We start from the raw sequence: 18,879 nt of genomic DNA, 5'->3' as shown, positions 1-18,879 counted from the left end.
TCGGGCCCTCGTCCATTGTCGGGTCGGTCCTTTCCACACGTGCCGCCGCGGTGGCGGTCATCGGCTGAGTCGTTCGAGGTCGCGGGCGAAGCGGCGGATGGTCGCGGCCAGCTGCGTCGCCCGGCGCAGCGCCTGCATCCCGGCGAACGAGCGGTCGACGCCCACCACGACCCGGTGGGCACCGGTGCGGCGGCTCATGCGGCGGACCCCGCCCAGGCCTGGGCGTCCGTCGGGGCACCCGGGTCGGCCGGTGTGGTCAGGTCGAGCGCGCGCAGGATGTAGTTCGCCTCCGCCACCTCCACTCCGGCGCGTAGCCGCAGGTCGGCCACCGCGCGGTGCAGCACCGTGATGCTGTCGGCGGCAAGCCGGATGACGGCGTCGACGTCGGCCGCGATCCACCACGCGGCGACGGCGCACGGCTCGTGCCGCAGATACTCCACCAGGTGGCTGCCGGGCGCGGACGGGCCGAGCCGGACGCTGACCAGTGCCTCGTGCCGCCGTTCCGACCCGTCCGCCCTGGTTGTGGGCGCGCCGGGCACGTTGTCGGTGCCGGCGTCGGGTGGCAGCTCTCCGCGTTCCCAGCGTGTCATCCGCCAAGGACTCATGGCACCCATCGTCACCACCGGGCGCCGGCGGAGCACCAGTCGATACGCCGTTTCGACGGGTCACCGCCATTTCTTGACGCCGTGTTCACGCGGCTGCCGGCCAGGCGCGCCGACACGGCGAGTAACGTTCGGAACGGACCAAGATCGGCGTACGAGGAGGCACTGTGCTGACGACGACGGTGGACATCGCAACCAGTGACGGAGTGGCGGACGCGTCCCTCACCCGACCGGACGGCGACGGCCCGTTCCCGGCGGTGCTGCTCTTCATGGACGCCTTCGGGCCGCGCCCGCGCCTGGTGGAGATGGCCGAGCGGATCGCCGCCCGGGGCTACCTGGTGCTGACGCCCCACCTGTTCTACCGGGGCGGTCGGGCACCGCTGTTCGACCTGTCCCGGCTCGGCGACGCGGACCAGCGCGGTGCGCTCTTCGAGCAGATCATGCCGCTGATCGGCGCGCTGACCCCCGAGGTGGTCAGCCGGGACACCGCCGCCTACCTGGACTTCCTGGCCGCACGCGACGACGTCCGGCCGGGCCCGGTGGTGATCACCGGTTACTGCATGGGCGGCACGAACGCGTTGCGCGCCATCGAGGCGCACCCGGACCGCATCGCGGCGGTCGCCAGCTTCCACGGCGGGCGGATCGTCACCGACGCGCCGGACAGCCCGCACCTCGCCGTCGGCTCGATCACCGGTGAGGTGTACTTCGGGCACGCCGACGCCGACCAGTCGATGACGCCGGAGCAGATCGCCACGCTGGAGAAGGCGCTCGACGCCGCAGGGGTGCGCTACCGCTCAGAGGTGTACGCGGGCGCCCACCACGGCTACACCATGGCCGACACCCCGGCGTACGACGAGCAGGCCACCGAGCGTCACTGGGCCGCCCTCTTCGACCTGCTGGACCGCACCCTGCCGACGAGCTGACGGCCTGAGTCCAAGAATGCGTCGATCTTGCAGTTCCGGTTGTTGATTTGGGAGTAGATGCCCCTTCTGTCGGGACAGAAAGTGCAAGATCGCGGAGGGAGTCGGGCCCTGGCGCGGTCAGGGGCGCAGCAGCACCGGGCCGGCGTCGATGCGGGTGCGGAACAGCGCGTACGGCTTGCGCCGCAGGTCCTTGCCGCGCTGGTACTGCGGCTGCCGGTGCAGTTGGTTGGCGGTGACGTAGAGGTATCCGTCGGTGGCCACCGACATGGTGTCCGGCCAGAGCAGTCGCGGGTCGTGCACCAGCGTCTCGTACCCGCCGTCGGGCAGTCGACGCAGCACGGCGTTGTGCTCGTACGAGGTGATGTAGAGCCGCCCCGCGTCGTCGCTCTCCAACCCATCCGAGGCGGTGCCCCGGTCGCCCTCGTCGACAACCGTCGCGGCGACGGCCTCCTGGGTGACCCCCGGGTCGGCCAGCGCGTCGGTGGAGACGCTGTAGAGGCGCCGGGACGCCAACGGGCAGTAGTAGAGCCGGGTGCCGTCGGCGGAGATGGCGATGCCGTCGGAGCCCATGCCCACCGGCTTCGGCGGCCCGTCGGCCGGTCGTTCCAGGAACGGCCGGCCCTCGACAATCGGCCGGAACGACGTCAGCGGCTCCGCCTTGGTGGACGGGTGGTCGTGCAGCCGCCGCCAGGCGGCACCGCTGGCCAGGTCCACCACGATGATTCCGTTCGGCCCGGCGAACGCGGAGTCGGTGATGTACGCGACGCCCGCCTCGCCCCGCCGCAGGTCGAAGCGGACGTCGTTGAGGTACGTCGTCGGCAGCGCCACGTCCGCCGGGAAGGTGATCACCTGGGCGACGGTGTCGGTCTCCAGGTCGACCCGGACCAGCTTCGGGCCGCCCGGCTTGGTGGGTTGCAACATCGGACTGCCGGTGTCCAGCACCCAGAGCCGGTCGGCCGGGTCCACCACGATGCTCTGCACCGAGACGAACGCGCCCGCGTCGTCGTCGCCGGACGGGTCGTTCCACGCCTGGTCGGGGTAGGGCGTCTCCTGACCGTCGCGCAGCTCGACGACGGTGGCCGGCACCTCGTCGCCCCACTTCGGGAAGTTGACGAAGATCCGGCCCCGGTGCGAGACGCTCACCCCGGTCGGCATCGGGCCGGTGAAGGTGTGCACCAGCTCCAGTTCCCCCATCGGCTCGTCGCCGACCGGCCCGTTCATGCCGCCCACCCTGTGCTGATCATCGGCTCGCTCCCCACCTGTCGGCTGTTACCGCCTGCGGTGCGGTTGTTCCCGCCGTGGCGTCCGGTATGCCTCCGGTCAGCCGATCGGTGCGGCGGCGCGCGCGGCGGGCAGGCCGGGGACCTCGACGTCCACCGCGAGCAGCGCGCCGTCCTGCGGGCCCGCCACGTCCAGCCCCACCCGGGCAGTGCCGATGAAGAGTCGCCGCAGGTCGGGGCCGCCCAGGCAGATTCCGGCCGGCTGCTTGGCCGGCAGTCGGATCTCCCGGTCCAGGGTGCCGTCGGGCCGGTATCGGCGGACCGCGGAGCCGCCCCACAGCGCGATCCAGAGGTGGTCGGCCGCGTCGAGTGTCATGCCGTCCGGGCCGCCGTCGGCGGGGGACAGCCGCAGGAACGGCTCCCGTCCGTGCAGGGCCCCGGTGCCGGGGTCGACGGTGAACCGGTCGATCTGGCCGAGTGGGGTGTCGGCCAGGTACATGGTGGTGCCGCTCGCGTCGAACGCGGGCCCGTTCGGGATGGTCAGCCCGGTCACCGCGGGCACCGGCTCGGCGCCCGGGGTGAGGCGGAACAGCGTGCCCCCGCCGGGCGCCATCGCGTACGTCATGCTGCCGGCCCAGAAGCGGCCGTGCGGGTCGGCGACCGCGTCGTTCATCCGGGTCGGCTCGGGTGCGTCGCCGACCAGGTCGGCGACCGGTCGGGGGTCGCCGATGGCGGGCAGCACCCTGACGCCGGTCCCGGCGGCGGCCAGCCATTCGCCGGGTCGGTCGAGCACCGGGGCGACCGCGCCGAGTGGCACGTCGAGGCGGCGCAGCTCCCGCAGCGGGGTCGGGGCGTCGCCGTCGGTCTCCAGCAGTCGCCCGGCCAGCAGGTCGACGAGGACCAGCCGGTCGTCGACCCAACGCAGGCCCTCACCCAACTCCAGCCGGTCGGTGCTCCAGACGGTCGGCTCGGTCAGCTCCATGGTGTTCCTCCCAAAGGTCGTCAGCGGACCGTACCGCCGGGGCCGTGGTCGAGCAGCGTCAGCTCGGCCCGGTCGGGCAGACCCTCCCAGTCGCCCCGGGTGGCGACCGCGAACGCGCCGGTGATGACGGCCCGGTCCAGTCGGGCCGGCGCGTCGAGGCCGTCGAGCCAGCCGGAGAGCAGCCCGGCGACGAAGGCGTCACCCGCGCCGACGGTGTCCACCACCGGCACCGTCCGGGCTGGACGGTGGATGACGCCGGTAGCGCTGTGGCTGGTCGCCCCGTCGCCGCCGTGCTTGACCACGACCTCGGTGACGCCGGCCGAGAGGAGCGCCGAAGCCGGGTCGGTGGCGTCGGTCAGCACCGCCAACTCGTCGTCGGAGGCGATCACCAGGTCGATCGAGGGCAGCAGCGGGCGCAGCGCGGCGGCGGCCTCGGCGACCGACCAGAGCCGGTTGCGGTGGTTGACGTCCAGGCAGATCGTGCTGCCGGCCGCGCGGGCGCGCCGCACGGCCGCCACCACCGCCTGGTACGGCTCGACGCCCAGCGCGCAGGTGATGCCGGTGACGTGCAGCAGTCGGGGTGGTGGCCCGGGGGCGTCGAAGGCCCCTGTCACGTCGGCCGGGCCCAGTCGGGAGCCGGCCGAGCCGGCGCGGTGGTAGGTGACCCGGTTGATGTCGGCGACCCGGTTCTCGAAGAGGATCAGCCCGGTGGGGGCGGTCGGGTCGACCCGGGACCAGGTCAGGTCGACGCCCTCGGCGCGCAGCGTACGGCGGACCAGCTCGCCGGGCTCGTCGGCCCCGGTGACCCCGATCCAGGCCGGCCGGTGGCCGAGCCGGGCCAGGCCGATCGCCACGTTCGACTCGGACCCGGCGACGGAGATGCCGGCGGTGCCGCCCAGTCGCAGCGGGCCGGTGGTGCGGAACGCCGCCATCGTCTCGCCGAGCGTGACCAGGTCGGTCATGGCCGGACCGCCGCGAGGAAGGCGGCGGCCCGCTCCCGCAACGCCGTGGTGTCGCCGCCTCGGACGGAGTCGCCGAGCAGCGGGGAACCGACGCCGACAGCTGTCGCGCCCCGGTCGAGGTAGCGCCGGGCGCCGTCCGCGTCGACCCCACCGACCGGCACGAACGCGGTGCCGGGGAACGGGTCGCGCAGCGCGCCGAGGTAGTCGGGCCCGCCGAGGGAGGCCGGGAAGAGCTTGATCGCGGTGGCCCCGCCGTCGGTGGCCTGCACCACCTCGGTCGGGGTGAGGGCGCCGGCGAGCACCGGCAGGCCGAGCCGGCCACCCTCGGCGAGGCTCGCGGCGATCGCCGGGGTGACCAGGAAGCCGGCGCCCGCGTCGGCCGCCGCGCGGGCGTCCTCGGCGCTGAGCACGGTGCCCGCGCCGAGGCCGAAGCCGGGCCCGAGGGCGGCCCGGGCACGGCGGATGACGCCGAGCGCGTCGGTGCTGGTCAGCGCGACCTCGACCAGGGCGACGCCGCTCTCGGCCAGGGTGAGCACGGCGGTCAGCGCGGCGGCCGGGTCCGGGCCGCGCACGATGGCCAGCAGCCGATGGGTACGCAGCTCGTCGAGCAGGTTCATCACGGTGTCCTCAGTGGGTGCGGTGGGCGGAGATGGTGAGTCGCCAGGTGACCTCGCCGGCGGCGGGAACCACCGCCGCGTCGGACGGGCCGGCGTCGGCCAGGTCGAAGGCAGCGCCGAGCATCGGTTCGACGCCGAGGCTGCGGTAGGGGGTGTCGGCCGGCCAGCCGCCCAGGTTGCGCCAGAGGGCCGTGCTGCGGGGCTGGTCGGCGCACTCCAGCTCCAGGGTCAGCCGGTCGGTGCCGTCGATCACCTGGACCCGTGGGCAGTCGAGCAGCACCGCGCCGAGCGCCGTGCCGTCGTCCGGGCCGAAGGTGTCCAGCGTCAGCCCGGCCGGGGCCGGCCACGGCCCGGTCAACCACGGCTCGCCGACGGGCCAACCGCCCGGCGGCAGGAGCGCGGCGGCCTCCGGGTGCAGCCGGGTCGGGGTGCCGGCGGGCGCGTCCAGATGGGCGTCGGGGGAGAGGCCGAGCAGGGCGTGCGCGGCCCAGACGAACCGGTACCCGGGGTCGGCGGCCAGCCGGTAGTCGGCCACCACCACGCCACAGTCGTCGGTGATCCTTCGGCGCAGTGTGAACGTGGGCCGTTCGACGACCACGGTGCCGGGGGCCGCTTCGCGCCACGGCCGCGACCACACCTCGCCGTGGTCGGGCTCGCCGCGCACGGTGGGGAGGCACTCCTCCAGCCCACCGGCGTCGACGAACGCCGCACCGGGGCGTACCTCGTGCCGGCCGGGTTCCGGGCCGCGCCAGAGCCACTCCCGGTCACCGCCGTGCAGGCTCGTCCACCGGCCGCCGTGCGCCGCGTCGTACGCCACCCGCAACGGCACCGGCCGTGCACCGGTCACCACTCGGCGAACGACCCGTCGGCGTGCTGCCAGAGCGGGTTGCGCCAGGCGTGCGGGGTCTGGGCGGCCTTGCGGACCGCCGCCTCGTCGACGGTGATGCCCAACCCGGGCCGGTCGAGGCGGGCGATGTGCCCGTCCACGAACCGGAAGGGCTCCCTGTCGATCAGGTAGTCCAGCAACTCCGAGCCGGCGTTGTAGTGGATGCCGATGCTCTGCTCCTGGATCAGGAAGTTCGGCGTCGCGAAGGCCACCTGGAGACTGGCCGCCAGGGAGATCGGGCCGAGCGGGCAGTGCGGGGCGAGCAGCGCGCCGTACGTCTCGGCCAGCGCGGCGATCCGGCGGACCTCGGAGATCCCACCGGCGTGCGACAGGTCCGGCTGGACCACGGCGACCCCGGCCTGCAACGGGCCGAGGAACTCGGACCGACCGTAGAGCCGCTCGCCGGTGGCCACCGGGATCGGCGTGCTGGCCACGATGTCGGGCAGGTGGTGAGCCTGGTCGGGCAGGACCGGCTCCTCCACGAAGAACGGGCGCAGGGCGGCCAGTTCGGGCAGGATCCGACGGACGGCGGCCATCCCGGCGCGACCGTGGAAGTCCACGGCGATGTCCCGGTCGGGGCCGAGCACCTCGCGGGCGGCGGCCACCCGGCCGACGACGGCGTCCACCTCGGCCGAGGTGGGAATCGGGGAGAGCCGCCCGCAGGCGTTCATCTTGACTCCGGTGAGGCCGGCGGCGACCTGCGCGGCGGCGGCGTCGGCCACTTCGCCGGGTTCGTCCCCGCCGATCCACGAGTAGATCCGCACCCGGTCCCGGACGGGCCCGCCGAGCAGCGCGTGCACCGGTGCCCCGTACGCCTGCCCGGCGATGTCCCAGAGCGCCTGGTCGAGACCGGCGACCGCGCTGGAGAGGATTGGCCCGCCCCGGTAGAAACCGCCCTTGGTGAGCACCTGCCAGTGCTGCTCGACGCGCAGGGGGTCCGCGCCGATCAGATATTCGGAGAGCACCTCGACCGCGCTGCGCACCACCTCGGCGCGGCCCTCGACCACCGGCTCACCCCACCCGACCAACCCGTCGTCGGTCTCCACCCGGCAGAACAACCACCGTGGCGCGACCAGGAAGGTCTCGATCCGCTCGATCTTCACTGACTGCCCCTTCGTCCCCGTACCTTCTCGACGTCGCGGACGGCCTTGTCCAGCAACTGACGCATCGCGGTCTCGGCCGCTGTCTCGTCCCGGTCGCGCAGCGCGTCGACCACCGCGCGGTGGCTGGGCACCGGGTCGTCGTGCGGGGTGCCGCCGTGCACCAGCCGGTCCCGTTCGGCGAGCCCGGTCTCCATCACCACCTCCATCCGTTCCAGCAGCTCGTTGTGGGTGGCGGTGAGCAGCGCGCGGTGGAAGGCGAGGTCGGCGGCGATGGCGGCGGCGGGATCGCCGTTGGCCTGGGCCATCTCGTCCAGTGCCCGGTCGAGGGCGGTCAGGTCGTCAGTGGTGGCGCGGGTGGCGGCCAGCCGGGCGGCGGCCGGCTCGATGATGGCGCGTACCTCGTGCAGTTGGTCGAGCAACCGCTGGTCGGTGCCCTCGGCGAACTGCCACCGGATCACGTCGCCGTCGAGCAGGTTCCAGTCCGCCCGGGGTCGGACGAAGGTGCCGCGCTTCTGTCGGGCGTCGACGATGCCCTTGGCCGAGAGGACCTTCAGCGCCTCGCGGAGCGCGGTGAGGCTGACGTCGAACTCCTCCTGCAACGCGACGATGTTCAGGGTCGCGCCGGCGGGGATCTCACCGGTGAGGATGCGACGGGCGATCGCTTCGACGGTCTGCCCGTGGACGCCGCGGCGTGCGTACTGTGCCAATGCTCCTGGCCTTTTCGCTGGTCGGTATCGATCTCTCAGGCCGAGGCTTTCACCGCTGTCCAGCCACCGTCCACCACGAGGCTCGCGCCGGTGATGTAGGCGGCGTCCGGCGAGGCGAGGAAGGCGACCGTCGCGGCCACCTCGTCCGGTGTGCCGAAACGCTTCGCGACGGTCTCCGCCACGCTGCGCTGCCGGTCCTCTTCGGACACGTCGGCCCAGGCGGCGGTGAGGATCGGCCCGGGCAGCACGGTGTTGACCCGGACCTGCGGGCCGTACTCCACGGCGAGTTGGCGGCCGAGCGCGACCAGGCCACCCTTGGCGGCGGCGTACGCGGGCCGGCCGGGCAACCCGACCAGCGCGTGCACCGAGGAGATCAGCACCACCGCGCCGGAGCGGGCCCGCAGGTCGTCCAGGCAGGCGCGGACGCCGAGGAACGAGCCGGTGAGGCTGACGCCGAGCTGGTGGTCCCAGGACTGTCGGCTGGTTTCGTGGGCCGGGGCGACCCGCACGGCGTACGCGGTGCTGACCAGGATGTCGACCGGGCCGAGCTGGTCCCGTACGGCGTTCACGGCGGCCGTCCAGTCAGCCTCGTCGCTGACATCGCCCACTACGGACAGTGCTCGGTCACCTCGCGCCGTCAATTCCTCGGCCAGCGGGCCGGTGTCTGCCACGTCGAGCAGGGCGACCGCTGCACCCTCGGCGGCGAGCCGTCGGGCGATGGCCGCGCCGATCCCACCCATAGCGCCGGTGACCAGCGCGTTCTTGCCATCAAGCCGGCGCATAGGCTGATCCACCTGACCCCTGACCTTGGTCTCGTCTAATCATTAATTACGAAGATATCTTGACAGCCGGCGAGGGTCGATGCAACCTTCTCGTCACAGCATTCACATGGACGACACATCGCGCCGTAACGCTACGTGTCGTAAAGGAAGGGATACCTCCGTGAGCGACTTCGACCCCGGTCGCCGGCGATTCCTTGGCCACCTCGGGCTCGCCGGCCTGGGCGCGCTCGGCGCCAGCTCGTTCCTCAGCGCGTGCGCCAGCTCCGCCAGCGGGCCGACGACGAGCAGCGGCTCGGGCGCGGTCACCATCCAGTCGAACCTCTCCTCGCCGCAGGCCAAGGCCGCGATGGAGAAGCTGATCGAGACCTTCAACGGGCAGGGCAAGGGCACGGCGAGCCTCAACACGATCGCCTCGGAGACCTTCCGGACCCAGCTGCCGACCTACCTGACCTCGGCCAACCCGCCGGACCTCTACACCTGGTACGCGGGCTCGGTCGCCAACGACTACGCCAGCAAGAACCTGCTGCTGGACGTCTCCGATGTCTGGAAGTCACTGGGCGACTACCCGCAGTCGCTGCGTACGCTCTCCACCGACGCCAGCGGCAAGCAGATCTTCGTGCCGATGAACAACTACTGGTGGGGCTTCTTCTACCGCAAGTCCAACTTCGCCAAGTGGGGCGTGCAGGAGCCGAAGAACTGGACCGAGTTCCTCGCCCTCTGCGAGACGCTGAAGAGCAAGGGCATCCCGCCCATCGGCATCGGCCTCGGCGACACCCCGTGGGTGGCCTCGGCCTGGTTCGACTACCTCAACATCCGGATCAACGGCGCGCCGTTCCACCGCGAGCTGCTCGCCGGCAAGCAGCGCTTCGACGACCCGAAGGTCAAGGCGGTCTTCACCCGCTGGCGCGAGGCCCTGCCCTACTTCGACCCCAAGGGCAAGGCGTACCCGTTCCAGGAGGCGACCACCGCGCTGCTGGCCGGCAAGACCGGAATGTTCCTGATCGGTACGTTCTTCGCCGACGCCGCCCCGAAGGACGCGCTCGGTGACCTGGACTTCTTCCGGTTCCCGATCATCGACCCGGCGGTGCCGCTGGCCGAGGAGGCACCGACCGACGGCTTCTTCGCCAGCGCGAAGACCGCCAACCCGACCGGCACCAAGGCACTGCTCAGCTACCTGGCCGGGGTCGAGGCCCAGGAGGCGTACGTCAAGGCCAGCTCCGGGATCGTGCTGCCGGCCAACCCGAAGGCCAAGGCGTCGGACTCCCCGCTGGTGGTCAAGGGCAAGGCGATGCTCGACGAGGCCAAGGAGCTGACCCAGTTCTTCAACCGCGACTCCAGCGACGCGCTCCAGCCGACCGCCGACACCGCGCTGACCAAGTTCATCGACAAGCCGGACCAGATCGACGCGATCCTGCGGGAGTGGCAGGCCGGCGCCGAGAAGGTCTTCAAGGGCTGACGTGACAGCAACGATCTCCACGACTTCGGTCACCCCCACCCGGCGGCGGCGACGGTCGGCCCGACTGTCGCCGCTGCTGGTGGCGTTCGTCCTGGTGCCGTTCGCGGTCGAGAGCATCTGGGTGTTCTGGCCGGCGCTCCAGGGTTTCTGGTTCTCCCTGACCCGCTGGGACGGGATGACACCGCCGACCTTCGTCGGCACCGACAACTACGTCGAGCTGGCCGGCGACGCCACCTTCCGGGGCGCGCTGGTCAACACGGTGATCTGGCTGGTGCTCTTCGGCGGCCTCTCCGTGCTGGGTGGCTTCGGGATGGCGCTCGTCTTGCAGAAGGAGCGGCGCGGTGTCGGGTTCTACCGGGCCGCGCTGTTCACCCCTGTGGTGTTCTCGCTGGTGGTGACCGCGCTGGTCTGGCGGGTCTTCTACCAGCCCGACGGCATCGCCGACACGCTGCTGCGGGCGGTCGGCCTGGAGAGCCTGATCAGGCCCTGGCTCGCCGACCCGCAGACCGCCCTGTACGCGGTGATCCTGCCCGCGCTGTGGCGCCAGATCGGGTACGTGATGGTGCTGTTCCTCGCCGGGCTGAAGGCGATCGACCCGGCGCTGCACGAGGCGGCCCGGATGGACGGCGCGAACTCCTGGCAGCGGCTGCGGCACGTCACCATTCCCCAGCTCAAGGGGGTCAACGCGGTGGTGCTGTCGGTCATCGTGATCGACTCGCTGCGCTCGTTCGACATCGTCTGGTCGCTGACCAAGGGCGGGCCGTACCACTCGTCGGAGCTGCTCAGCACCTACATGTACTCGACCGCGTTCCAGAGCCTGCGGCTGGGCTACGCCTCGGCGATCGCGGTCGTGATCTTCGTGCTCGCGCTGGCCGTCATCCTCGGCTACCTGGTCCGCGCGTTCCGGGAGGAAGCGTGATGAACAAGCTCCGTACCGGGGCTTTCCACACCGGCATGATCCTGCTCTCGCTGCTCTGGCTGGGTCCGGTGCTCTGGGTGGTGGTGATGTCCACCCGGTCGTTCGACGACATCGCCGCGCACGGCGTGGGCAGCCTGCCCCGCTCGTTCACGCTGGACACCTACCGGCAGGCGTGGACCGACGGCGGCGAACTGCGCGCCCTGATCAACAGCATGATCGTCACCATCCCGTCGGTGGCGTTGAGCCTCGGGCTGGCCGCGATGGCCGCGTTCGCGCTGAGCCGATTCCGGATCCCCGGCCGGCGGACGATCCTGCTGCTGATGCTCGCCGGCAACCTGCTGCCACCGCAGATCCTGCTCATCCCGGTGGCCAAGTTCAGCGAACTGACCGGCCTGTACGACACGATCTGGGCGTTGATCGCGGTGCAGGTCGGCTTCGGGCTCGGCTTCTACACGTTCGTCCTGCACGGCTTCATGCGGGACCTGCCGGGCGAGATCCAGGAGGCGGCCACCATCGACGGGGCCGGCACCGCGCAGATCTTCACCAGGGTGATGCTGCCGCTGACCCGCCCCGCGCTGGCGGCTCTCGGGGCGCTCTCCTTCACCTGGATCTTCAACGACCTGCTCTGGGCGATCACCGTGCTGCGGACCGACGACAACATGCCGGTCACCCCGGCGCTGCTCGCGCTCCAGGGGCAGTTCGTGTCGTCCTGGAACGTCATCGCCGCCGGTACCGTCATCGCTGCCGTCCCCACCGTCGCGGTGTTCCTCCGCTTCCAGCGGCACTTCGTCTCCGGCCTGGCGATCGGAGCGGTCAAGTGACCGCCGAGGCCGGGCAGCGCTGGACGCTGCGCGGCACGCACACCGAGTACACGGTGCGGGTGCCAGCGCACGGTCGCTGGCTGGAACTTGTCGCGTGGGGGCCGCACGGCGTCTCCGACGGGCCCTCGCCGGTCGGCTACGACGGCCCGGTCCCGTTCCTCACCGCCGGGGACGCGGCCCCCATCGAGTACGCGACCGACGCCGACCGCCCGTTCACCGGCCCCGACCTGGTGATCGAGACCTCGAACGGGCAGCGGCGGGTGGGTTTCGCGCACACCGACGCGCGGATCGACGCCGACCAGCGGGAGCTGGCCGTCGAGTTCGCCGACCCAGTCACCGGGCTGCGCGCCACTGTGCACTACCGGATGCCGGTCGGCACCGACGTGGTGCAGCGGTGGGTCGAGCTGACCAACGACGGCAGCGACGCGCTGCGGGTCATCCGGGCCGGTTCGGGCGGGTTCTGCGTACCCACGCCGCACGGCGCGCTGCTCAGCCACCAGTGGGGGCAGTGGGCGCAGGAGTTCCAGCTCTCCCACGTCGAGCTGGGCCACGGCACCTTCAGCATCGGCAGCTCCCAGGGCGTACCCGGGCATCTGCACGTGCCCTGGCTGGCGGTGCGCGACACCGCCGAGCCGGCCGGCCCGGCCTGGGGGATGGCGCTGGCCTGGACCGGTTCGTGGGAGATCAGCGCGGAGCGGGACACCGGCGGCCTGACCCGGGTCCGGGTCGGCCGTCAGCTGGTCGACGGCCCGTTGGAGCTGGCCCCCGGCGAGCGACTGACCCTGCCGGTGGCGACCGGGGCGTACAGCTCGGACGGCCTGGACGGGCTGGCCCGGGTCTGGCACACCCACCAGCGGCTGCTCGCCGGGGAACGGCTCAGGCCGCGTCCGGTGCTCTACAACTCCTGGGAGGCGACCTACTTCGCCGTCGAGGCGCAGAGCCAGCTCGCGCTCGCCCGGATCGCTGCCGAGTTGGGTGTGGAGACCTTCGTCGTGGACGACGGCTGGTTCGTGGGCCGCGACGACGACACCGCCGGGCTGGGCGACTGGACACCCGACCCGGCGAAGTTCCCGGCCGGGTTCGACACGTTCATCGCCGATGTCCGCGCCCTCGGGCTGAACTTCGGCCTCTGGGTCGAGCCGGAGTGCGTCAACCCGAAGTCGTCCCTGTACGCCGAGCACCCGGAGTGGGTCTACTCCGTCGACGGCCGACCGATCACCCCGGTCCGCAACCAGTACCTGCTCGACCTGGGTCGGCCGGAGGTCGCCGAGTTCGTCCACTCCACAGTCGACGGGCTGTTGCGTCGGTACGACATCGACTACCTGAAGTGGGACTTCAACCGGCCGCGTACCGAACCGGGTCGGTCCGGTGGGCTGGGCCCACTCGACCTGGACGGCGCGCACGTCGCCAACCTGCACCGGATCTACGAGCAGCTGCGCCGCGACCATCCCGGTGTGCTGATCGAGGCGTGTGCCGGCGGCGGCGCGCGTACCGACCTGGCGATGGCCGCCCGCGCCGACGTGTTCTGGCCCAGCGACAACACCGGTCCACTCGACCGGCTGGCCATCCAGTACGGCTTCCTGCACGCCAACGCCCCGCACCTGCTCAGCTCCTGGGTCACCGACGCGCCCGGCCTGTTCGACCCGCGCCCGCGGACGCTGGCGTTCCGGTTCGTCCTGGCGATGGCCGGTGTGCTCGGCATCGGCGCGGACATCCGGGCGTGGACCCCCGCCGAGCGGGCCGAGGCGGCCGGCTGGATCGCCCGCTACAAGGAGATCCGGGACGTCGTCACGCACGGAGAGGTGCACCTGATCGGCGGCCCCGACCAGGCCCGCTGCGCGGTGCAGTACACCGCGCCGGACGAGAGCCGGGTGGTCGTCCTGGCCTGGCACACCGGCCGGCTCGACGGCGCCGGGCTGCTCCCGTCCCGCCCGGTCCGGTTGCCGCTGCGCGGCCTCGACCCGGCGGCCCGTTACTCGCACGGCGACCGGCACTACTCCGGCAGCCACCTCACCGCGGCGGGCCTGCCCGTGCGGTGGAGCGCCACCCACGACGCCGACCTCATCGTGCTGACCCGCGACTGAGCTCGGAGCACCACCACCCCCACCCCCGAGGGACAGGAGTACCTCCATGCGCCTGAACCGACAGCTGACCGCTGCCCTGGCCGTGCTCGGCCTGGGCCTGGCCAGCCCCGTGCCGGCGATGGCCGGCCCACCCCACGCCGACCCCCCGAAGGCCGGCCACGGGCCCGGCCGCCCCGGTCACGCCCCGGCGGCCACCGGCGCGGAGGACCAGGGCGCGCCGACCTTCTTCAACAGTGGCCTCGCCCCCACGCCCTACCAGGGCTGGAACACCTACTTCGGCCTCGGTGGCGATCCCACCGAGGCCGAAGTACGGTCGGTCACCGACTACATGGTCCACAGTGGCCTACGCGACGCCGGCTACACCTACGTCTGGATCGACGGCAACTGGGCCGCCCCCACCCCGCGTGACGAGGCCGGTCAGCTCGTCGCCGACCCCGCTCGCTTCCCCGGCGGAATGGCGGCGCTGGCCGCGTACATCCACAGCAGGGGAATGAAGGCCGGCATCTACACCGACGCCGGCCCGTACCTGCCGGGGCAGTGCGGGCTCGGCAGCAACGGCCACTACCAGGCGGACATCGCCCAGTTCGCCGGCTGGGGCTTCGACGCGCTCAAGGCCGACTGGCTCTGCGGCCGCGCCGCCGGCCTCGACCCGGAGGCCACCTTCCGCGAGCTGGCCGAGGCGGTACGCCAGTCACCGCGCCCGATGCTGCTCAACATCTGCAACCCGGTCAGCTCGGACTGGGGTGGCGGCCCGTACACCCCGGAGCAGCTCTCCACCTGGAGCTACACGTATGCGCCCACGATCGCCGACTCCTGGCGGACGTACACGGACGTGGGGCTCACCGACCCGACGCCGCAGTGGGCGTTCCCGTGGGTGCTGCGCAACATGGACGTCAACGCGTACCACCCGGCGGCCACCGGGCCGGGGCACTACAACGACCCGGACTACCTGCTGCCGATGCGTCCGCTGCCCGACGGCGGGTACGAGTTGAGCCTGGAGGAGTCCAAGACGCAGCTCGGCATGTGGGCCATCATGGCCGCGCCGCTGGTGATCGGCTCCGACCCGCGTGGCCTGCCGCAGGAGATGATCTCGGCGCTGACCAACCCCGAGATCATCGCCGTGGACCAGGACCCGCTGGTACGGCAGGGCGTCAAGGTCGCCGACACCGGCACCGACGCGCAGGTCTGGAGCAAGGTGCTCGCCGGCTCCGGCAGACGGGCCGTCGCGCTGCTCAACCGGCACGACACCGCCCAGCAGATCACCGTGAACTTCGCCGACGTCGCCCTCGGCGGGTCGGTCCGGGTCCGTGACCTGTGGTCCCGGTCCACGGTGGACGCCCAGCCGGGCACCCCGGGCGTGCAGCCGTTCACCGGCTCGTACACCGTCGAGGTGCCGGCGCACGGGGTGGCAATGCTCGGCCTGACCGGCACCGACCAGGTCGCCGGCGCCGACCTCGGCGGCACCGCCAGTGCCAGCCCCGCGCTGGTCCGGGTCGACGACACGCACGCCACCGCCTTCGTCCGCGACGCGCAGGGCGCCCTGGCGGTCAACACCCGTTCCGGTACGACGTGGGGAAGCCGGTGGACCTCCCTCGGCGGCCCGGTCGGCGGCCGGATCCTCGGCCAGCCGGCGGCGTACGGCTCCGCCGACGGGCGGATCGACGTCTTCGTCCGGGGCACCGACAACGCCGCCTGGCAGCGCAGTTACGTCGCCGGTACGTGGGGGCCGTGGCGCAACCTCGGCGGCACGCTGACCGACGCGCCGGCGGTGGCGTGGACCAGCCCGACGCAGTGGACGCTTGTCGCCCGTGGTGCCGACGGCAAGCTCTGGACGCGTACGCCGAGCGCTGGCTGGACCGGTGTGGGGGCTCCCGAGAACCGGCCGTTCTACGGTCGGCCGAGCGCGGTCGTCGACGACGCCGGCGTGCTGCACGTGGCGGTCCGCAGCCGCACCGACGAGGTGTGGTGGAGCAGCCGGACCGGCACCACGTGGTCGGCCTGGACGAACCTGGGCGGCACCACCAGCGGCAGCCCGACCCTGCTCGCCACCTCCGGCCGGGTCTACCTGTTCGCGCTGGCCGCCGACAACCGGCTCTGGCAGCGCAACCTGGCCGACGGTGCCTGGGGCGGCTGGTTCCGACGTGGTGAGTTCGCCACCGACGCGTTCCGGGGTGCGCCCGGGGCCGCCGCCGGCGCCAACGGCGGCGCCTGGCTGGCGGTACGCGGCGTGGACGACCGGGTGCACCAGGTCGTCCTGTGATCCACGGGGCGGGCCGTCGACCGACGGCCCGCCCCGGCTCAGGCCGGGACGAGTTCTCGGCAGCGGTGCAGAGCGGCCCGGGCCAGCGGCGTGTCACGGCCGGCGATCCCGGCTTCCAGTTCGGCGACCGCCGCCGCGGCCCGCGCCGGTTCACCCTGCGCCGCTGCGGCCTCGGCCAGCACCAGCACCGCGTCGGCGGCCCACGCCAGGATGCCCTTTCCGCGTACCACCGACAGCGCCTCCGTCGCGTGCCGGACGGCCTCGTCCGGCTGCCTGGTCACTGTCAGTCGGGCCAGCGCCGACAGCGTCTGCACCAGCGGCCAGATCGCACCGACTCGGCGGGCGTCGACCACCACCTCCCGCAGCGCCCGTTCGGCCACCTCCACCTCGTCCAGCCCGCCGGTCCTGTCGCCCAGGCCGGCGGCGCTGCCGGCGTTCGCGGTGGCGGTGAGCGCCAGCACGGTGGCCAGTTCGGCCCGCGCGTCCAGCAGGGTGACCGGCATCCGCTCGGCGCTGGCGACCAGCCGACGGAGCCGCTCGACGAGACCGTCCAGCCGGCCGGTGGCTCGGTCCAGTGACAACTGGGTCGCCTCCACCAGGGACGTCAGCCGCTCGTACCCGGTCTCGTCGACCAGCGCCCGACCGACCGCCAGCAACGCTTCGGCCTGCTCGGGATGACCGGCGTGCAGCGCGCCCTGCGCCCAGTTCAGGCAGGCGCGGGCGTGTTCGCGCGGCCGATCGGCCAACTCCGCGGACGCCCGCAGCTCCGTGATGATCGCCCAGGCCGCCGGGTCGCCCAACTCCAGCAGCAGCGAGGCCCGGGCGATGCGGACCGCGAGGTGCGACCCGGGATCCCCGCTGGCCGCCGCTGCGGTCTCCGCCTCCGTACAACGGGCCAGGTGGTCGTCGACGTGCCGGCCCACGACGGTGTCGGGGGCCGCCAGCACCGCGAGCGCCGGGGCCTTGCGGCGCGGCGCGCGCAGGTACGGCACCGCACGCTCGATCTCGGTGTACCCGCGCAGCGCCTCGCCCTGCTGGCGCAGCATCCGACCCAGCACCAGGCCCAGCTCCCCTCGGGCGCCCGGTGGCAGCCGTCGGTCGGCGAGCAGCCGTTCCAGCACCGGGATCGCCTCGGCCTGGCTGAGCCCGTCGATGGCCGACCGGCCCAGCTTGGCGGCGAGTCGAACCCGTACCGGTCGGGGAAGCTCGGCGATGTCCATCGTCTGGAGCAGGAAGCTGGCGGCGGTCGCGTCGTCGCCGCGTTCGGTGGCCAGGTCGGCGGCCGCCTCGGCGTTGCGGACGAAGTCGGCCCCGCTGCCGGCCCGACGGTAGTGGTGCGCCAGCTGGGCCACCGGTCTCGGCAGTTCCTGCTCCAACACCCGCGCGACCCGCAGGTGCAGCCACTCCCGGCTCTCCCGGGGCACCAGGTCGTAGACCACCTGTCGGGCCAGGTCGTGGCGGAACCGCAGGCCGTCCCCGGCGTCGTGCAGCAGGCCCGCCCGGTGTGCGGCGGTCAACGCCGCGCCGATCGCCACCCGGTCCAGGCTGAGCACCGCGGCGAGGATGCGCTGATCGGGCGTCATGCCCAGCACGGCCGCCGCGCCGAGCACCTCCCGGGTGGCCTCGTCGAGCGGGCGCAGCCGCCAGAGCAGCACGTCACGGAGGACGAACGGGACACTGTCGTCGGCCAACGGGTCGCCGCCCCGCTCGGCGAGCGTACGCAGCACCTCCTCGACCACGAACGGGATACCGGCGGTGCGGTCGAGCAGGGCGGCGGTCAGTTGCTGCGGCGGGTCGTCGAGCCGCAGGGTGCGCGCCGCCAGCCGGCGTACGTCATCGGCGTCCAGCGGGCTGAGCGCGACGCGCGTGACGCTCCACGGGGGAGTCCGCGCCAGGGCGTCGTGGATCGGCGTGCTGCTCCCCGGCGTCGCCGTCCGCGCGGTCAGCAGCACTGCCAGCCCGTCCACCGGGTGGGTGCTCAGGTACGCGAGGAGTTCGCAGGTCGCCGGGTCCGCCCAGTGCAGATCCTCGAGCAGGAGGGTGGCGGGGCTCAGCGCGGTGAGCACCGCCGCGACGGCGCGGAACAGGCGATGACGCTCGGCCGCCGGGTCGGTCAACGGGGGCGGCGCGTCCGGCAGGACGTCGGCGAGTTCGGGCAGTAGCGGCGCGAGGGCGCCGGCCACCGGGCTGAGTGGACCGGGTCGCTCGGTGCAGCCCCGGATCGCGTCCAGCAGCACGCCGAGCGGGAAGGGTTCGGGCACGTCGTCGCACTCGCCGACGAGGTGCCGCCCGGGGAGTTCGGCGAGCAGCTCGGCGACGAGCCGACTCTTGCCGATTCCGGGCTCACCTTCGAGCAGGATCAGGCAGGGTGGGGTGGCGACGAGCCGGCGTAACTGGGCCAGTTCCGCCGTTCGGCCGACGAATTCGACGGGCCCGCGCAGACGTTCGGGGCGGACGGGAGTTGGGCTCCCGCCGCCCCGGGTCTTGTTCTCGCCGCCGTCGATCACCGTGGGGCGAGCAGATCATCTCTGCGGTTCCCGCCGGTCATCCGGCGG

General features: G+C 72.8%; 17 protein-coding genes. 6 read left to right on the top strand and 11 right to left on the bottom strand.

Features of this window, described 5'->3' with window-relative positions:
- Positions 1–57: 57 nt before the first annotated feature.
- Positions 58–198 carry a hypothetical protein gene (locus IF22_RS34910; RefSeq protein WP_156057352.1) on the bottom strand — a complete coding sequence of 47 codons (141 nt, stop codon included), beginning with the start codon at positions 196–198 and terminating at the stop codon, positions 58–60.
- On the bottom strand, positions 195–605 hold the full coding sequence (locus tag IF22_RS0106460) for a hypothetical protein (RefSeq protein ID WP_156057350.1): 411 nt from the start codon (positions 603–605) through the stop codon (positions 195–197). The genes IF22_RS34910 and IF22_RS0106460 overlap by 4 nt, the downstream gene beginning before the upstream one ends.
- A 164-nt stretch (positions 606–769) precedes the next feature.
- Here IF22_RS0106460 and IF22_RS0106455 point away from each other — a divergent pair, with 164 nt between their 5' ends.
- A complete protein-coding gene (locus IF22_RS0106455; protein WP_030329483.1) occupies positions 770–1,525 on the top strand; it encodes a dienelactone hydrolase family protein in 756 nt (251 codons plus the stop codon).
- Between the two features lie 117 nt (positions 1,526–1,642).
- Here the strand turns inward: IF22_RS0106455 and IF22_RS0106450 are convergent, their stop codons facing one another.
- From IF22_RS0106450 to IF22_RS0106415, 8 genes are all read right to left on the bottom strand, one after another.
- Positions 1,643–2,746: an L-dopachrome tautomerase-related protein gene (locus IF22_RS0106450; protein WP_030329481.1), complete on the bottom strand. Its 1,104-nt coding sequence runs from the start codon at positions 2,744–2,746 to the stop codon at positions 1,643–1,645.
- Between the two features lie 99 nt (positions 2,747–2,845).
- Entirely contained in the window at positions 2,846–3,727 is an 882-nt protein-coding gene (locus tag IF22_RS0106445; protein WP_030329479.1) for an SMP-30/gluconolactonase/LRE family protein, read from the bottom strand.
- 20 nt (positions 3,728–3,747) lie between these two features.
- Entirely contained in the window at positions 3,748–4,689 is a 942-nt protein-coding gene (locus IF22_RS0106440) for a sugar kinase (protein ID WP_030329477.1), read from the bottom strand.
- Positions 4,686–5,306, bottom strand: coding sequence for a bifunctional 4-hydroxy-2-oxoglutarate aldolase/2-dehydro-3-deoxy-phosphogluconate aldolase (locus IF22_RS0106435; protein ID WP_030329475.1), 621 nt, complete (start codon positions 5,304–5,306; stop codon positions 4,686–4,688). The genes IF22_RS0106440 and IF22_RS0106435 overlap by 4 nt, the downstream gene beginning before the upstream one ends.
- A 10-nt stretch (positions 5,307–5,316) precedes the next feature.
- Positions 5,317–6,153, bottom strand: coding sequence for a hypothetical protein (locus IF22_RS0106430; protein ID WP_245233543.1), 837 nt, complete (start codon positions 6,151–6,153; stop codon positions 5,317–5,319).
- A complete protein-coding gene (gene dgoD / locus IF22_RS0106425) occupies positions 6,150–7,295 on the bottom strand; it encodes a galactonate dehydratase (protein ID WP_030329471.1) in 1,146 nt (381 codons plus the stop codon). Before dgoD ends, IF22_RS0106430 begins: the two co-directional genes overlap by 4 nt.
- Entirely contained in the window at positions 7,292–8,002 is a 711-nt protein-coding gene (locus IF22_RS0106420) for a FadR/GntR family transcriptional regulator (protein ID WP_030329469.1), read from the bottom strand. Before IF22_RS0106420 ends, dgoD begins: the two co-directional genes overlap by 4 nt.
- Before the next feature lie 35 nt (positions 8,003–8,037).
- Positions 8,038–8,784 (bottom strand): SDR family NAD(P)-dependent oxidoreductase, encoded by a 747-nt coding sequence (locus tag IF22_RS0106415; RefSeq protein WP_030329467.1) that lies wholly within the window; start codon positions 8,782–8,784, stop codon positions 8,038–8,040.
- A 160-nt stretch (positions 8,785–8,944) separates the two neighbouring features.
- Here IF22_RS0106415 and IF22_RS0106410 point away from each other — a divergent pair, with 160 nt between their 5' ends.
- From IF22_RS0106410 to IF22_RS0106390, 5 genes are read left to right on the top strand one after another with little or no spacing between them, the layout of a single operon-like run.
- Positions 8,945–10,240: an ABC transporter substrate-binding protein gene (locus IF22_RS0106410; RefSeq protein WP_030329465.1), complete on the top strand. Its 1,296-nt coding sequence runs from the start codon at positions 8,945–8,947 to the stop codon at positions 10,238–10,240.
- Between the two features lies 1 nt (position 10,241).
- A complete protein-coding gene (locus IF22_RS0106405) occupies positions 10,242–11,159 on the top strand; it encodes a carbohydrate ABC transporter permease (RefSeq protein ID WP_051708219.1) in 918 nt (305 codons plus the stop codon).
- Entirely contained in the window at positions 11,159–11,980 is an 822-nt protein-coding gene (locus IF22_RS0106400; RefSeq protein ID WP_030329461.1) for a carbohydrate ABC transporter permease, read from the top strand. Before IF22_RS0106405 ends, IF22_RS0106400 begins: the two co-directional genes overlap by 1 nt.
- Positions 11,977–14,064, top strand: a complete 2,088-nt coding sequence (locus IF22_RS0106395; RefSeq protein WP_030329459.1) for an alpha-galactosidase — start codon at positions 11,977–11,979, stop codon at positions 14,062–14,064. The genes IF22_RS0106400 and IF22_RS0106395 overlap by 4 nt, the downstream gene beginning before the upstream one ends.
- Before the next feature lie 46 nt (positions 14,065–14,110).
- Complete coding sequence (locus tag IF22_RS0106390) at positions 14,111–16,324, top strand: DUF8189 domain-containing protein (RefSeq protein ID WP_030329457.1); 2,214 nt, start codon at positions 14,111–14,113, stop codon at positions 16,322–16,324.
- Between the two features lie 38 nt (positions 16,325–16,362).
- On the opposite strand, the gene IF22_RS0106385 is transcribed toward IF22_RS0106390, so the two are convergent.
- Entirely contained in the window at positions 16,363–18,831 is a 2,469-nt protein-coding gene (locus IF22_RS0106385; protein WP_030329456.1) for an ATP-binding protein, read from the bottom strand.
- Positions 18,832–18,879: the final 48 nt, after the last annotated feature.

Source organism: Micromonospora parva, assembly GCF_000718515.1.
In the GTDB taxonomy this organism is placed as follows: domain Bacteria; phylum Actinomycetota; class Actinomycetes; order Mycobacteriales; family Micromonosporaceae; genus Micromonospora; species Micromonospora parva.
The sequence above is the reverse complement of the archived record's forward strand: the minus strand, read 5'-3'. Positions and strand labels throughout refer to the sequence as shown.

What these genes read in the sequence shown, in the direction of transcription:
- IF22_RS0106390 (WP_030329457.1), top strand. Translation starts at nt 14,111, where the DNA reads ATGCGCCTGAACCGACAGCTGACCGCTGCCCTGGCCGTGCTCGGCCTG.
- IF22_RS34910 (WP_156057352.1), bottom strand. Translation starts at nt 198, where the DNA reads ATGAGCCGCCGCACCGGTGCCCACCGGGTCGTGGTGGGCGTCGACCGC.
- IF22_RS0106450 (WP_030329481.1), bottom strand. Translation starts at nt 2,746, where the DNA reads ATGAACGGGCCGGTCGGCGACGAGCCGATGGGGGAACTGGAGCTGGTG.
- IF22_RS0106400 (WP_030329461.1), top strand. Translation starts at nt 11,159, where the DNA reads ATGAACAAGCTCCGTACCGGGGCTTTCCACACCGGCATGATCCTGCTC.
- IF22_RS0106435 (WP_030329475.1), bottom strand. Translation starts at nt 5,306, where the DNA reads ATGAACCTGCTCGACGAGCTGCGTACCCATCGGCTGCTGGCCATCGTG.
- IF22_RS0106460 (WP_156057350.1), bottom strand. Translation starts at nt 605, where the DNA reads ATGAGTCCTTGGCGGATGACACGCTGGGAACGCGGAGAGCTGCCACCC.
- IF22_RS0106440 (WP_030329477.1), bottom strand. Translation starts at nt 4,689, where the DNA reads ATGACCGACCTGGTCACGCTCGGCGAGACGATGGCGGCGTTCCGCACC.
- IF22_RS0106445 (WP_030329479.1), bottom strand. Translation starts at nt 3,727, where the DNA reads ATGGAGCTGACCGAGCCGACCGTCTGGAGCACCGACCGGCTGGAGTTG.
- IF22_RS0106415 (WP_030329467.1), bottom strand. Translation starts at nt 8,784, where the DNA reads ATGCGCCGGCTTGATGGCAAGAACGCGCTGGTCACCGGCGCTATGGGT.